The sequence below is a fragment of the Streptomyces sp. NPDC020742 genome (assembly GCF_040641675.1).
Classification (GTDB): domain Bacteria; phylum Actinomycetota; class Actinomycetes; order Streptomycetales; family Streptomycetaceae; genus Streptomyces.
The window spans coordinates 133,308-147,328 of the sequence record NZ_JBFAEA010000005.1 but is presented as its reverse complement, the minus strand read 5'-3'; the positions used below and the strand labels follow the sequence as shown (position 1 = coordinate 147,328).

General features: G+C 73.8%; 13 protein-coding genes. 8 read left to right on the top strand and 5 right to left on the bottom strand.

Annotated elements, in window-relative coordinates; all coding sequences use genetic code 11:
- Positions 1-122: 122 nt before the first annotated feature.
- From AB0G84_RS12135 to AB0G84_RS12125, 3 genes are read left to right on the top strand one after another with little or no spacing between them, the layout of a single operon-like run.
- Entirely contained in the window at positions 123-707 is a 585-nt protein-coding gene (locus AB0G84_RS12135) for an ABC transporter ATP-binding protein (RefSeq protein WP_361319253.1), read from the top strand.
- Positions 704-1,576, top strand: coding sequence for a metal ABC transporter permease (locus tag AB0G84_RS12130; RefSeq protein ID WP_361318837.1), 873 nt, complete (start codon positions 704-706; stop codon positions 1,574-1,576). The genes AB0G84_RS12135 and AB0G84_RS12130 overlap by 4 nt, the downstream gene beginning before the upstream one ends.
- On the top strand, positions 1,525-2,334 hold the full coding sequence (locus tag AB0G84_RS12125) for a zinc ABC transporter substrate-binding protein (RefSeq protein ID WP_361318835.1): 810 nt from the start codon (positions 1,525-1,527) through the stop codon (positions 2,332-2,334). Before AB0G84_RS12130 ends, AB0G84_RS12125 begins: the two co-directional genes overlap by 52 nt.
- A 77-nt stretch (positions 2,335-2,411) precedes the next feature.
- Here the strand turns inward: AB0G84_RS12125 and AB0G84_RS12120 are convergent, their stop codons facing one another.
- Both AB0G84_RS12120 and AB0G84_RS12115 read right to left on the bottom strand, forming a co-directional pair.
- Positions 2,412-4,187 carry a class I adenylate-forming enzyme family protein gene (locus AB0G84_RS12120; protein ID WP_361318833.1) on the bottom strand — a complete coding sequence of 592 codons (1,776 nt, stop codon included), beginning with the start codon at positions 4,185-4,187 and terminating at the stop codon, positions 2,412-2,414.
- Positions 4,184-6,016: a CoA transferase gene (locus AB0G84_RS12115; protein ID WP_361318831.1), complete on the bottom strand. Its 1,833-nt coding sequence runs from the start codon at positions 6,014-6,016 to the stop codon at positions 4,184-4,186. The genes AB0G84_RS12120 and AB0G84_RS12115 overlap by 4 nt, the downstream gene beginning before the upstream one ends.
- 157 nt (positions 6,017-6,173) lie before the next feature.
- Here AB0G84_RS12115 and AB0G84_RS12110 point away from each other — a divergent pair, with 157 nt between their 5' ends.
- Complete coding sequence (locus AB0G84_RS12110; protein WP_361318829.1) at positions 6,174-7,382, top strand: acyl-CoA dehydrogenase family protein; 1,209 nt, start codon at positions 6,174-6,176, stop codon at positions 7,380-7,382.
- Here AB0G84_RS12110 and AB0G84_RS12105 read toward each other — a convergent pair.
- Together AB0G84_RS12105 and AB0G84_RS12100 are read right to left on the bottom strand one after the other, a co-directional pair.
- Entirely contained in the window at positions 7,372-8,487 is a 1,116-nt protein-coding gene (locus tag AB0G84_RS12105; RefSeq protein WP_361318827.1) for a sugar ABC transporter permease, read from the bottom strand. The genes AB0G84_RS12110 and AB0G84_RS12105 overlap by 11 nt on opposite strands.
- 5 nt (positions 8,488-8,492) lie before the next feature.
- Entirely contained in the window at positions 8,493-9,632 is a 1,140-nt protein-coding gene (locus tag AB0G84_RS12100; RefSeq protein WP_361318825.1) for an MFS transporter, read from the bottom strand.
- 431 nt (positions 9,633-10,063) lie between these two features.
- Between AB0G84_RS12100 and AB0G84_RS12095 the strand changes: the two genes are divergently transcribed.
- Entirely contained in the window at positions 10,064-10,735 is a 672-nt protein-coding gene (locus AB0G84_RS12095) for a hypothetical protein (protein ID WP_361318823.1), read from the top strand.
- Between the two features lie 371 nt (positions 10,736-11,106).
- Positions 11,107-11,727: a sigma-70 family RNA polymerase sigma factor gene (locus AB0G84_RS12090; protein ID WP_361318821.1), complete on the top strand. Its 621-nt coding sequence runs from the start codon at positions 11,107-11,109 to the stop codon at positions 11,725-11,727.
- A gap of 186 nt (positions 11,728-11,913) precedes the next feature.
- Here the strand turns inward: AB0G84_RS12090 and AB0G84_RS12085 are convergent, their stop codons facing one another.
- Positions 11,914-12,585 carry a TetR/AcrR family transcriptional regulator gene (locus AB0G84_RS12085; protein WP_361318819.1) on the bottom strand — a complete coding sequence of 224 codons (672 nt, stop codon included), beginning with the start codon at positions 12,583-12,585 and terminating at the stop codon, positions 11,914-11,916.
- An 80-nt stretch (positions 12,586-12,665) separates the two neighbouring features.
- On the opposite strand from AB0G84_RS12085, the gene AB0G84_RS12080 reads away from it, so the two are divergent.
- Positions 12,666-13,589, top strand: a complete 924-nt coding sequence (locus AB0G84_RS12080) for an alpha/beta hydrolase (protein ID WP_361318817.1) — start codon at positions 12,666-12,668, stop codon at positions 13,587-13,589.
- 142 nt (positions 13,590-13,731) lie between these two features.
- Entirely contained in the window at positions 13,732-13,989 is a 258-nt protein-coding gene (locus AB0G84_RS12075) for a hypothetical protein (RefSeq protein WP_361318815.1), read from the top strand.
- Positions 13,990-14,021 lie beyond the last annotated feature (32 nt).

Genomic DNA, 14,021 nt, shown 5'->3' with positions numbered 1-14,021 from the left:
ACACGTGGCGTGAGCGGAGTGAGCGGAGCCAGGCGCGGTCGGCGCCCCGGGTGGCGCGAGGGGCGAGTGGTGCGGGTGGCCTCGATGTGCGGCTGCGAGATGTGGTGTGCCGGCACGGGCGCCTGGAGGCCGTGAGCGGGGTCGACCTGGAGGTGTCCGCCGGTGAGCGGATCGCGCTGACCGGTACGAACGGCTCGGGGAAGACGACGCTGCTACGGGCGGTGCTCGGGCTGCACCGGCACGTCGACGGGGAGATCCTGGTCGGCGGGCGGGGGAGTCGTAGCGCCGCCGAGTGGGCCTGGCGGCGGCGCGCGTGCGGGTGGATACCGCAGCGCCCGGCGGCCGGCCGTTTCCCCTTGCTCGCGAAGGAGTTGCTGGCGAGTAGCGGCGGCTTGCAAGCCGCGGTGGAGGCAGCGGAGCGGCTGGGCGTGGGGGAGCTCGCGGACCGGCCGGTGGGCGGCCTGTCGGGCGGGCAGTTGCAGCGGATGCACCTGGCGCGGGCGGTGGGGTGTGTGGCCGCCGGCGCCGGGGTGCTGCTCGCGGACGAGCCCACCGCCGCGCTGGACTTCGCGGGGCAGGAGGAGGCCGCCGAAGTGCTCACCACGCTGCCGGTGACCCTGCTGGTGGTGACCCACGACCGGGCGATGGCGGCGCGGTGCGACCGGACGCTGGAGATGGCCGCCGGGCGGCTGCGGGAGGTGTCGTGAGCGCGTGGGGCCAGGTCGGTGACCTGTTGCAGTTGGTGCCGGTGCAGCGGGCGGGGACCGGATTGCTGCTGGCCGCCTTCGGGCTGCCGGTCGTCGGTGTGGTGATCGTCGGGCTGGACATCATGCCGGTGCGCTTCGCGATGATGCATGTGGCCCTGCTGGGCATCGCGGTGGGGCAGTTGGTGGGGCTGGACCCGGTGGTGTGTGCGCTGGTGGCGTGTGCGCTGGCGGGTGCGGGGGTCGCTCCGCTGGCACGTACCGCGGACGGGCTTTCGGGGGCCATGGGGCTGCTGATGAGCCTGGCCATCGCGGCCGCGTTGTTGATGCTGGCGCTGTCCGGGGTGAATGCCAATGGGGCGTTCGCGCTGCTGTGGGGGTCGATCCTGGCGGTGCGCCCGGCCGATCTCGTCGTGCTGGGCGTGCTGGCGGTGGCGGTGCCGGGGCTGTTCGTCTGGCGGCGCCGCGAGCTGGCGCTGCTGCTGCACGACCGGGAGCTGGCCTGGTGCTCCGGTGTGGCGGTGCAGCGGCTGACGGTGGTGCTGCTGGTGCTGGTGGCGGTCGCGGTGGCCGGTGCCATTCGTCTGACGGGCGCGCTGCTGGTGGACGCGCTGACCCTGCTGCCGGCGCTCGCCGCCCGTCGCCTCGGCCGTTCGCTGGTGTCGATCACGCTGTGGGCGATCGGCATCGGCGTCGTCGTGAACGTGGCCGGCTTTCTGATCTCGCTGGCCTGGGACCTGCCGCCCGGCCCGGTCCTCGTCCTCGCCGCGGGGGCGGTCGCCCTTGCCGCTCATCTCATACCCGAACGGAGAACCTCATCATGGCGCACCTCCGCGTCCTCTTCCGCCCCGTCGCCGCCGTCGCCGCACTGAGCGCGGGACTGGTCCTGCTGACGGGATGCGGCGGCGACTCAGGTACGGCCGGTGGCGGCGGGAAGGCCGACAAGAAGGGGCCCGTCGTGGTCGCCACCTCCAGCTGGGAGGCGGCGCTGGCGAAGGCGGCCGGGGCCGAGAACGTCACGTCCATCGTGCCCGCCTCGATCAAGCACGCGCCCGACTACGACCTGAAGCCGTCCGACCTGACGGCGGTCGCCGACGCCGACTACGTCCTCTACGCCTCGTTCGAGCCGTTCGCAGGGCGGATCAAGGACGCGGCGGGCTCCAAGGCGAAGGTGGTCGAGGTCAACCTCGACAACACTCCCGCGAAGACCAAGGCCGAAGTGACGAAGCTGGGCCGGAAGTTCGGGACGGAGCGGGCCGCAACCAAGTGGAATGCCACATTCACGGCGGAGTGGGACTCGCTGGCCAAGCAGGTGAAGGCCACCTGGCCCGGTGGCAAGGCGCCGACGGTGGCGGCGCAGACGTTCACGACGTGGGCGGCCAAGCTGGCGGGGGCGAAGGTGGTCGGTACGTACGGCCCGGAGGCGGTCACGCCCGCTCAGCTTTCCGCACTGTCCGCGAAGAAGCCAAAGTTCGTGCTGGAGAACGAGAACATGTCGACCGGGACGGTGCTGCCGGGCTCGGGCGCCGAGCAGCTGAACATCGTGAACTATCCCGGCGCTGACCTCGACCTGCTGGGCGTCTACCGCAAGGCGGCCGGCCAGATGGAGAAGGCGTTCTCCGGATCCTGACCGTACGGCTCGCGCCGCAGTAGCGAGCGGGAGGGGCCGGGGGGAGGGGCTGCCGTGTGCGGCCCCTCCCCTTGGCATCAGCCCGCCTGCGCGTGCGCGGTGGGGAACTCGGCGGCCGCCCTCTTCCGTAGGGCGGCGCGGTCGGGCTTACCCGCCGGGGTGAGGGGCAGTTCGTCGGTCATCAGCAGCAGACGCTCCGGGTGTTTGCGGCGTTCCAGGCCACCCGCCTCCAGGTGGGCACAGAGGCTCTCAAGTATCGGTTTGCATCCGGGCCTTGGCACCACGCAGACCACCAGTCGTTCACCCATGAGCGGATCGGGGACCCCGACGCACAGCGCATCGCGTACGTCCGGGTGGGAGGAGAGCTCACCCTCGACCTCGGCGGGGCTGATGTTCGCGCCACCGCGGATGACGATGTCCTTCAGGCGGCCGACGACGCGCAGGGTGCCGTCGGCGTCCAGCACGCCGAGATCGCCGGTACGGACCCAGCCCTCGGCCGTGCGGTAGCGCATGTTCAGCTCGGGTGCGCCGACGTAGCCGAGCGGGGTCATCGGACCACGCGCGATGATCTCGCCCGCTTCGCCGGGGGTTCCTCCGGGCAGCGGGGCGATACGGATCGCGCAGACGCCGGGATCGGGGCGGCCCACCGCGATCCCCGGTCCGGCGTCCGGGCCGCCGAGGGGGGTGCCGCCGTGGGTCAGGCCGCCGTGGCAGTGCACGCCGTCGGCCGAACCGTAGAGGTTGACCACGGCGCAGCCGAAGGCACGGCGGGCCTCGTCGCAGGTGGCGGCGTCGAGCGCGGAGCCGCCGAGCACCAGGGCGGTCAGCTCGGTCGGCAGGGCGGGTCCGTCCGGCCGTCGGTCGAGCATCATCCGCACCATCGTGGGCACGCCCAGCACATGGGTGGGCCGATGTGTACGCATCGCCTCCAGCGCGGCGTCGGGCGTGAAGTGGTCGAGCAGCACGAGGGATCCGCCGTGCCGCGCGAGGGTGACCGCGGTTCCGCTGCTGCCGAAGGCCGAGCCGAGCGGCACCAGGAACAGGCACCGGGGCCGCATGCCGTCCGGAAGCAGCGACGCGAGCGAGTTGCCACGGCCGCCGGCGAGCGCGTTGTGCGAGTACGCCACCATCTTGGGCTCGGCCTCGGAGCCCGACGAGACCAGGATCCGGGCCGCCGCGTCGGGGTCGGGGCGCGCGGGAGTGAAGGCGGACGCGTCGGTACGGAAGAGGTCGGTCAGCGACAGGCAGCCGTCGGGGACCGGTCCGGGCCCGGCGGCCACCACCGTGCGCAGGGCGGACAGTTCGCCGCCCGCTCTCGACAGTTCGGCCAGCTCCCGCGCGTGCTCGACGCCGCGGTGTTCGGCGGCGGCGATGACCGCCCGGGCACCGGAACGACCGAGCAGTGACAGGGCCTCCCGTCCGCCCCGTCCGACCGGGAAGGGCAGCACGACCGCGCCGAGTGCGGCCACGGCGAGGTCGGCCGCCACCGCCTCCCTGCTGTTGGAGAGTTGGACCCCTACGACGTCACCGGGCTGGACGCCGGCTTCGGCGAGCCCGGCGGCCAGACATCGTGCCTGGTGGTCCAGTTCGGCGTAACCGACCTCGCCGCGTGCGTCGATCACGGCCGGTGCGTCCGGTTCGGCTATCCGTCGTGCGCGGAACAGTGCGTACAGGTCCAGGTCGGGGCAGTGGCCTTCGGCGGCCCAGGTCCGCCGCAGCGCCGCGGGGACCAGGTCGTGGAACCGGGACGCGTGAACCTGGGACTCGTGAAACCGCGGCTCCGGGAAGGGCTCCGGGAACTGGGGCTCCTGGAACGGGGACTCGTGGAACCGGGTGGGGAGCTGGGGTGTCATGCGAACCTCCAGGGCGAGGGAGCAACGAGGGAACCGTGTACGTCGCGGGTGAAGGCGCCGTGCAGGCGCGGGTCCTCCGGGAGCCTGCCGAGGTCGGTGGTGACGGCGGTGGCGGACCGGCCCGCTGCGCGCAAGGCGACGACTGCCTGGTCCGTCGCCATCCCGCGCAGCCGTGCCGGTTCGGCACCCGCGGCCCGGGCGGCGTCGTCGGCCGGTGCCACCCAGCCGTCGGCCGTCTGCAGCGGGCGGCGGAATCCGGCCGGCCGGCGCGGGTCCCGGCCCGCCGCGGCCCGACGCAGTGCGGGCGCGGTGAGCGTCTCCGCGGCCCCGAGCAGCGAGGATTCCACCCGTACGCCACGGCCGGTGCGCTCCCGCAGCAGTAGGCCGGCCAGCACGGCCTCGGTGCCGACCAGTCCGCCGAGCACATCGATCAAGGTCATCAAGGACGGCGCGGGCGGCTCGTCGACGGGCCGGGCCGCTTCACCGACGCCGGTGCGGGCCTGGACCATGAAGTCGGTGCCCATGGGGGCGCCGGCCAGACGGCCCGCCCAGCCGCTGGTGTAGGCGTACACCAGGCGCGGGTTGACGGAGGCGAGACGGTCGGGGCCCAGCCCCCACTGTTCCGCCCTGCCCGGCGCCCAGTTGTGCAGGAAGACGTCCGCCCCGGAGGCCAGCTCGCGCAACTCGGCCCGTCCGGCAGGAGACTTGACGTCGATCTCCACGGCCCGCTTCCCCCGGTTGAGGGCGAGCCAGCGGGCCGAGACGCCCGACGTACACGGGGGCATACCGCGCAGCGGATCCCCACCGGGCGGTTCGATCCGTACCACGTCCGCGCCGAGCAGGCCGAGGAGGTGGGCGGCGAGTGGGGCCTGGATACGGCGGCCGGCTTCCAGGACCGTCAGACCGGCGAGGGGCAGCGCACCGGCGCCGGGGAGGGCAGGGGAGGCGCACGGGGGCGCGGCCTCCCCGGTGAATGGCGCGAGGGTCCAGGGTGCGGCAGGGGGAACCGCCTCCGCCGCCCGCTCGGCGAGTGCGTACAGGGCGCACACCTCGGCCCCTGATGCGGTGGCGGCCTCGCGGATGCGCGTCCAGGTGGCGGCGTTCGCCGTCCGGTGCAGGTCCTCGGGCACGGGTGCGCAGGCGGTGGCGTAGCGGAACTGGAAGGCCGGCCAGCCGGCGCGTACCGCCTGCTCGGGAGCGCCGAGTTCGCGCCAGAAGCGGGCCCAGGGTGCGGGCTCCAGCGCCTCCAGCTCGAAGCGGGTGCCGCAGGCGGCGGTGAACGGCGGACCGCCGGGAGCCGGTGCCACCGCCTCCGCCTCCGGCGCGTTCGCCGCGGCGAGGTACTGGGAGAGCGTCAGCAGCGCGGCCCGGTCGGCTCCGGTGGCGATGTCCGTGGCGCCGCTGCCACCGCGCGCCCGGCTCAGGAGCGCGGTGAGCAGGCCCTGCACGGTGAGCACGGACGCACAGGTGGCGGCGTAGTCCACGGCCAGGCCGCGCGGGGTGCCGTCGCGCCTGCCGTGTACGTGCATCATCCCGGCGGCTGCCTGGACGGTGGCCTCGTCGGCGGCGTCCGCGGCCGGCAGGACATCGGCCCAGGCGGTGTGCGCGGTGATCCCGTCCGCTCCCGGACCGGTCGCGGCGAAGTGGGCGGGGCCGGACCGCGCTGCGGCGTCGGTGCCGCCGGGCGGCGATGGGTGTGCGGTGGCGCCGAGTGCCCGCAGGTGGCCGAGTGCCGGAGCGGTGAGCGCGGCGGGGCCGGAGATCCGTATGTCCACCTCCTCCAGAGGGCGGTGCGCATCGATGACGGTCGGGGGACCCACGGTCTTCACGGCATTCCTTTCCGGCGGCCGTGCGCCGCCCAGATCGCGCGCAGAGGGAGAGGCGCGGGAACCAGGCGATGACACGGGCCGACCAACTCCTCAGCCAACAAGTCGGACTGCCGGTTCACCGAGTTCCCGGTGACCGCGGAGGAAAGCGGTGAACTTCATGGAGCGCGGACAGGCCACCCCGAGTGCCGCCCCGGCCCCTGGCCCCGCCGGGTTCGGACTGCCCACCTGCCCGCCCGACGTGGCCGAGCTGCGCGGGCGGGTGGCCGCGTTCGTACGCGAGCGGGTCCTGCCCGTCGAGCGCGCGCTCGACGCGGGCGGGCCGGCCGCACGTGGCGAGCTGCGCAGGCTCCAGCAGGAGGCGAAGGACGCGGGACTGTGGGCGCTGCCGCTGCCCGAGGAAGTCGGGGGACAGGGGCTGCCGTTGTCCCGCTACGCGCACCTCGCCGAAGCGGAGGGGGCCAGCGACCACGGCCCCGCCGCCCTCGGCTCGGCACCCCTGCTGGACGTGCTGATGCTCGGCCGCCATGCCGGCGAGGCCGTACGAGAGCGCTTCCTGAAGCGGATCGCCGCGGGGGAGCTGCGCACCTGCTACGCGATGACCGAGCCGGAGACGCCCGGCACCGACCCGGCGCTGACCACCACCCGCGCCGAAGCCGGACACGGGGGGACCTGGACCCTGCACGGCCGGAAGTGGTTCATCACGGGCGCGGGCGAAGCGGACCTGGTGACCGTGCTGGCCCGGACCGGCGAGGAACTGTCACTGTTCCTGGTGCCCACCTCGACGCCGGGCTTCCGGGTGGTGCGCGAACTGCCCGTCCTGGGGGTGGGCGGCCAGTGGGAGATCGCACTGGACGGCGTCACCGTGCCCGCGGACCACCTGGTCGGCGAGCGCGGCCAGGCGCTGCGGATCGCCGGCGAACGGCTCCGGCTGGGCCGCGTACTGCGGTGTCTGCGCTGGCTCGGCCAGGCCGAGCGGGCCTTCGACCTGATGTGCGTCCGGGCCCGGACGCGGAGCCAGTCCGCCGGCCCGCTGGCCGACCGCCAGCTCGTACAACAGCTCGTCTTCGACGCGTTGCTGGCGATCCGGACGACCAGGCCGCTGGTGTACGAGGCGGTGGCCCGGTTGGAGGAGGGGGAGGACGCCCGGGTGGAGACCGGTCTGGCCAAGGTCGCCGCGGCCCGGATGCTGCAACAGGTGGCCGATGCGGCGATCCAGGTGCACGGCGCGGCCGGGCTCGGACCGGATTCCGCCCTCCCGGGACTGTTCCGCCTGGGGCGCGCGGCCCGGTTGCTGGACGGTCCGGACGAACTGCACATCGCCGCGGTGGCTCGCCGGGTCCTGCGCGACCACGCCCTCACATCGTGAAGGGACCCGTCAGACCAGTGAGGACGGCCAGCCCCCACGCGAAGAAGAAGTCCCCCCAGATCAGCTCGTGGCGGGGCGCAAGGGCGCGCCCGGCGTCGTAGCAGCCGTCCAACAACGCGCCCGCGGGGGACTGGTGCACCTCGGCCAGCCGGCGCAGGATCAGCCGCCCGCGGTCCGCCAGCCGGTCGCCTTCCTGCCCGTCACCCGCCGCCCGTGCGAGCGCGGCCAACTTCAGCGCGGCCACCGCCTCGATCGCGGCGGCGGAGGTGTCGACGGGGCCGTGCCCGGGCCCGCCCTGAGCGGGAGGGACGAGCGGTGCATTGGAGGCCAGCCGCAGCGCGGCCAGCCGCCCCGCCGCCTCCCACAGCCCGTCGTCCCCCAGCCAGTGCAGCCCGTCCGCGACGCCCAGCAGCAGCCACGCCACCGTGCGGCTCCAGCCGGGCGCGGGCTCGGCACAGGCCGTCCACCCGCCGCCCGGCCGGGCCTGCCACGCGGGGCGCGGGGGATCCTCGGCCAGACACAGGTCCAGGTGCCGGGTGAGATGGCCGTACGCGGCGGCCCGTCCGCCGCCCGACGCGCGCCCCAGCAGGGGGACGGGCCCCGGGACCTCCTCTGCACGCGCCAGCAGGGGGACGAGCCCCGGGACCCCGTCCGCACGCGCCAGCAGCCGGGGCCCGCCGAAGGCATCGCCCCACGGCACCAGCCCCCACTTGGGGTCGTACGCGGCCAGGCAGGCCCGCGCCGCCTCGTCCCGCAGCTCACCCGCCGCCGCGTCGCCGCCCGGCCCGGTGGCCAGCGCGGTGCCGTACCAGAGCACCAGGCCGCGGGTGGCGGTGTCCTGCCCGACCCAGTACCGCAGCCGTTGTGTGCAGGCGGCCGCCACCGCCCGGTGCTCCGGGACGCCGGAGGACAGCGCGCGCAGCCACAACAGCCCGGCCCAGAAGCCCCCGGTCCACGAACCCCGCGACGTGGTCTTCCAGGCGCCGCCGTCCGGGTCCGCCGCCGCGTACAGCGGGAAGCGCTCACCGGCCTCGTCCGCCGTCACCGAGACCCGCTCCAGCAGGGACGCGAGCGCCCTGCGGGCCCACTCCGCCCCATCCGGCACCGCCCTCATCCCACACCCCCGCGGCGATGCGTCAGCAGTGGTACGACGACCAGTGCGGCCACCGCGAACTCGGCCGCCACCAGCAGCCAGCCGGCCCCGTACCCGCAGGCCGAGACCAGGGCGCCGAACCCCGGCGGACCCACCGCGAAGCCGGCGAAGAAGCCGGCCGACACCAGCGCCGAGTCCTGCCCGGCCCGGCCCGGCGACGCGTGCTGCATCACCAGGACCATGGAGACCGCGTTCGCCGACACCGCGAACGACCCCACGGCGAGCGCGGCCACCCACACCAGCGGAGGCGCCAGGGCCGCGACCGCGAGGAGTAGCGCGGCGCCCACCGCCCCGGCCGCCAGCAGGGCGGGCAGCGCCATGGCCCGTCCCGGCCGCCCCGCCACCCGCGACCAGCCCATCCGCCCGCCGATCCCGGCGCCCCCCAGCACGGCCACCAACGCCGCCGCCGCGGTCGGCGAGAGGCCCAGCCGCTGCGAGCCGAACAGCGCCAGGTACGTGTTCACCGAGGCGATACCGCAGCCGAGCAGCAACGAGAAGACCGCCAGCCGCCGGGTCACACCGGGTGCGGACGTTGCCGGGCGCCGGCTCGGAGCGGAGGTAACGGCCCCGTCGGGCGGCAGTGCGCGCGCGGCCCACAGGGCAGCCAACGCGGCCGTGCCCGCCGCCGTCCACACCGCACCGCGCCAGCCCACCCCCGCCGCCAGCAGCGACAGTGGCAACCCCGCCGCGAACGCACCGAACTGCACCCCGGACTGCTTGAGGCCGGTCACCGAGCCCCGCCGCTCGGCCGGCACGGCCGCCAGGATCACCTTGTTGGTCGCCGGGTTGGCCAGCGCCTGCGGCAGCCCGCCGAGCGCCACCGCCGCCAGCAGCGCCGCCGTCCCCGGAGCCGCCCCGATCAGGGCCAGCGAGACACCGGCGAGCAGCAACAGCACCACCAGGCAACGCCGCGGCCCCACCCGGTCCACCAGCCGCCCCGCCACCGGCGACAGCAGGGCCGCCGCGCCGAAACCCGCCGTCGTGGTCAGGCCCAGCACCGTACGGGACATGCCCAACTCGGCAACCAGACGCGGCCCGAGCGCGCCGATCAGGAAGAGCTGCATCATCGAGAAGGCCATCGCGGACGTCAGCAACACGGTGACCGCCGGCCCCACACGGCGCGACCGGGCCACGCCTCCGCCGGCCCCGAGGGCTTCCGACGCTGCTCCCGGCTCTGGCTCCGATCCCGGCTCCGGCTCTGGCTCCGATCCCGGCTCCGCATCCTTACCACGTACAGCTCGCACCCGCGGCCCTCCCGAAGACCTCGCCCGACTGACTGGGGCCCGACCCAGTCAGTCGTACGGACCGGGCCACCGGTTCCCGGGCAGCCCTCAGCGAGCTCAGCCCCCTCAGTGCCCCCGTTCCGCAGCCAAGCGGATCCGATACACAGGGCGTAACCCCGTCCCCCCTCACGGCTTTGCCCTTCAACTGACCGCACACAAGGCGCTTTAGCAGATCTGGACAACAACCCGGCCCAAGACGCCATGCCCTCTCCCGAGCGGGCGAACCGGCTGGCACGATGGCCAATATGACTACCGGGTCGGTTTCACGTGCCCTGCGCGCCGCGGTCTTCGCGGTGGTGTGCGTGACGACCGCGGCTCTGGGGCACGCGCTGATGTCCGCACACCCCTTGCCCCGGTGGGCCCTGGTCGTCGCATGGGGCATCACCGGCCCGATGGCCTGGTGGCTGGCAGGCCGGGAACGCGGCGGACTCGTCGTCACCGGCTCCACGGTCATGGCTCAACTCGGCCTGCACGCTCTGCTCGACCTGGCCCAGACCTGCCCGGGCGGTACAGCAGGCATGGCAAACATGGCAGGCATGGCAAACATGACTGACATGCCCTCCCACGCCACCGCGCACCTAGGGCACCTGGCCGTGGCGCACGGCGACATGAGCCAACTACCGCTGGCGCATTCCGGGCATGGAACCCCCGGGATGTTCCTGGCGCATGCGCTGGCCGCGGTGGTGTGCGGCCTGTGGCTGTGGCGCGGCGAGGCCGCCGCGTTCCGGCTCACCCGCAGTGCGGCCGCGGCGTTGTTCGCCCCGCTGCTACTGGTCCTGACGACGCTGGGCTGGGCCGCTCCGAAGCCGCCCCCTCGCCCGGTGGCCGACGCCGGGCACGTGGTGCGCCTGCGTGGGGTGCTCCTTCACCACATCCTCTCCCGCCGGGGCCCGCCGAGACCGTCCGTCTCCTCCTGACCGCCCGTCCCGGGACGCTCCCCGGCACCGTCCGGGATCTGCCACACCGCCATGGTGCCAACGGCCCCCGAGCGCAGTGTTGTCGACGTCGTCCGGGATCCCCCACTCTTCTTTCTGCACGGCGGATCGAACCCGTGGCGGGCGGAGTACCGGCGTGTGCGCGCGGCTGCCCTCCTCATGCCTCCTCGGCGCAGCCGACCGCACGCCGGCCCCTGGCCCTGCGGTCCTCCGGTCCACCCATAGGCGTATGCCCGGCGAGCGACGTCCCTTGCCGTCGTCACCGGCCTTCGTCGGGGTACGCGGAGTGCCGCTCATCGACGGGCCGTGCCATGCCCTGGTACGGCCCGCACCCTCCCGAAGGACATGTGGCGATGATTCCTGCCCTTGTTGGTCCGGCCCGTGGCAATCGGACCGCCGTGGACGACGAGCAACTGACCGGCTTGGCGCTGGCCGCACGAGACGGTGACCCGGTCGCCGTCGAGCGCTTCATATGCGCCTCCCACCGCAATGTGTGGCGCTTCGTGGCGCACTTGAGCGGCGACACCAGCAGCGCCGACGACCTCGCCCAGGAGACGTTCCTCCGCGCCCTCACCGGCCTGCCGCGATTCGCCGCGCGTTCCAGCGCCCGTACCTGGCTGTTGTCCATCGCCCGCCGGGTGGTTATCGACCGCTACCGGTCCGCCGCCGCCCGCCCGCGCATCGCCGACGTCGACGACTGGCAGGCGGTCGCGGAACACCGCCAGCCCAGCGGCCTGCCGGGGTTCGACGACGGCCTGGCGCTGAGCGAACTGCTTGACGCGCTGGATGGCGAGCGGCGCCAGGCATTCGTCCTCACACAGTTGGTCGGCATGCCGTACGCGGACGCCGCGGCGGTCGTGGGCTGTCCGATCGGCACGGTGCGCTCCCGAGTGGCCCGAGCCCGCGCCGACCTCACCGGATGGCTGAAGTCCGCCGAGTCGTCCGCACGCGTCCCCCAGAACGCCGGGGCGTAGTCCTTGCTGACCCCGCCCTGATCCCGCACTGACCTCGCCCTGACCTCGCCCTGATTCCGCCGGCGGATGGCGCGGACTCCCGCGGGTCCGCGCCGGCGCCAGGCGCCAGGACGGCGTCCTGGTCAAGCGCACGGAGACCGCCGCTGCCTGAGCGCTCCGCCGAGGCGCGTGGCTCACCGCGGCGAGTCACTCCAGCACGCCGGTAAGGGCGCGGACGAGTACGGCGTCGAACCGGTCGATGGGGTCGCCGTCGGGCGGGGAGGTCCCGAGCAGGGCGGTGATGCGGGGGTGGCTTCCTGCGGCGGCAATGTGGCGAAGGTAGCCGGATTGGCGCCTGGCGCTGGTGTCCGTGGCAGCCGTTTCGTTCTGGACGGACAGCGCGGTCAGGCCGTTGAGGAGGGCGAATGCCTCGAGTTTGCGGGCGGGGTCGGCCGGGTGGTCGCCGAGCACGTCGAGCACGTGCTCCAGTAGGTCGATCCCGTGGGGGCCGAGCGGGGCGCGCCCCACGACCATGGCGGGTAGCCAGGGGTGGCGGCGCATGATCTGCCGGGCCTGGCGGGCGACGCCGAGCAGGTCGGCCTGCCAGTCGCCGCTGGGGGCGGGCAGGTCGTATTCGCCTGCGGTGCTGTCGGTCATCAGGTCGAGCAGGTCGTCGCGGGTGGCCACGTAGCGGTAGAGCGAGGCTGCGCCGGTGCCCAGGAGGGATGCGACGCGGCGCATGGAGACGGCCTCCAGGCCCTCGCCGTCGGCCAGTTGCACCGCGGCAGCGGTGATCTCGGCGCGGCTGCGCTCGGCCGGGCGTCCGACCGCTGCTTGCTCCGGCCGCATCCAGATCACTGGCTCCTGCTGTCCTGCCACTGCCACCTCCCGTGTTGTCGCCAGCCTATCCATCGCATACGGTGTTCGCGAACGATGTACGCGAAGAAGAGGGGGCTGCGATGACGCGTTTCGCGCACAACGGCGAGATCCAGATCGCCTTCGAGGACCTGGGCGGCGCGGGCGGCGACCCGCTGCTGCTGGTCATGGGACTGGGAGCCTCACGGTTCTGGTGGCCGGACGGCCTGGTGGCCGAACTGGTGGGCCGCGGCTTCCACGTCGTGACTTACGACCAGCGCGATGCCGGCGAATCCACCCACCTGCCCAACCGGCGCGTCGGCCCGCCGGTCAAGGCGCTGTTGCACCGCGAAGCTCCGGCCTACAGCGCCGAGGACCTCACCGACGACGCGGTCGCCGTCCTCAACGCCCTCGGCTGGGAAGGCGCCCACTTCTTCGGCCACTCGATGGGTGGGCTTGTCGCTCAGCGGATCGCGATCCGCCACCCGGAGCGCGTACTGACCCTGGCCACATCCTCGGCTGTCCCCAGCGACACCACAGGCCTGAGCGTCCTGCGTTACCTGCGGCTGGCCTGCCTGCCACGTTTCGCCCGGCTGCACTACCCGGAGACCCCGCAGGGCAACCTGGATCTGGCCCTAGCCATCGCCCGCATCCTGGCCGCGCCCGGCCAGCACACCGACGAGCACGATGTGCGCGAGTTCGTGGACAAGGAGGCAGCGCACCGGGTCGCCAGCTTCCGTGACCAGTTGGCGCAGAGCCGCCAGATCGGCGCGAAGTGGCACGGCGGACCACTCGCCGAGATCACCGCGCCGACCCTGGTACTGCACGGCGAGCGTGACCCGCTCCTGCGCGTGACGGCCGCACGCGACATCACCGACGCCGTCCCCGGTGCCCGCCTGCGCACCCTGCCCGGAGTCGGCCACTTCCTCGCCCGCAACGTCTGGGCCACCTACGCCGATGAACTGCGTGCGCTCGCCCACCGCCCCGACGAGCAACCGCAGATCAAAGGGGTCACCCACGGTGATTGACGACCGCACGAGTGAGAAGGAGAGAGGGGGAGCGAGGAGCGAAGCTGTCGCGAGGCGGATCTTCGAGGAACGCCCGCCCGCGCAATGGCGTTGCCGCGCGCCTGCCCCATGGCTGGTAGCGCAGGCACTTAAATATCGGAGCGTGACTACAGACCCGCAACGCTTCAAGATCTTGTTGGTCCCCGCACATGTCGAGGATGGGCGCGGTGCCTCCGCTGAGGACGCGGCCGTGCGCTCGGCGGTCGTCGAGGCGACAGGCGAGATGGGCGCCTCGGGCTACCCCCGCTACGCCGGGAACGGGATCGTGGCCGACGTCGACCCCCGTACGCGTACCGTCGAGGCGGTGCTCGTCGACGGCGCCGAGCTGGACTATGGACTGACCGCTGTGGTCGCTTCCTGACCGCCGTGTCGTTGACCAGCTGCCCGCGATGA

Coding starts and splice junctions, on each gene's coding strand:
- AB0G84_RS12125 (WP_361318835.1), top strand. CDS start 1,525: ATGGCGCACCTCCGCGTCCTCTTCCGCCCCGTCGCCGCCGTCGCCGCA.
- AB0G84_RS12120 (WP_361318833.1), bottom strand. CDS start 4,187: ATGACACCCCAGCTCCCCACCCGGTTCCACGAGTCCCCGTTCCAGGAG.
- AB0G84_RS12110 (WP_361318829.1), top strand. CDS start 6,174: ATGGAGCGCGGACAGGCCACCCCGAGTGCCGCCCCGGCCCCTGGCCCC.
- AB0G84_RS12095 (WP_361318823.1), top strand. CDS start 10,064: ATGACTACCGGGTCGGTTTCACGTGCCCTGCGCGCCGCGGTCTTCGCG.
- AB0G84_RS12090 (WP_361318821.1), top strand. CDS start 11,107: ATGATTCCTGCCCTTGTTGGTCCGGCCCGTGGCAATCGGACCGCCGTG.
- AB0G84_RS12080 (WP_361318817.1), top strand. CDS start 12,666: ATGACGCGTTTCGCGCACAACGGCGAGATCCAGATCGCCTTCGAGGAC.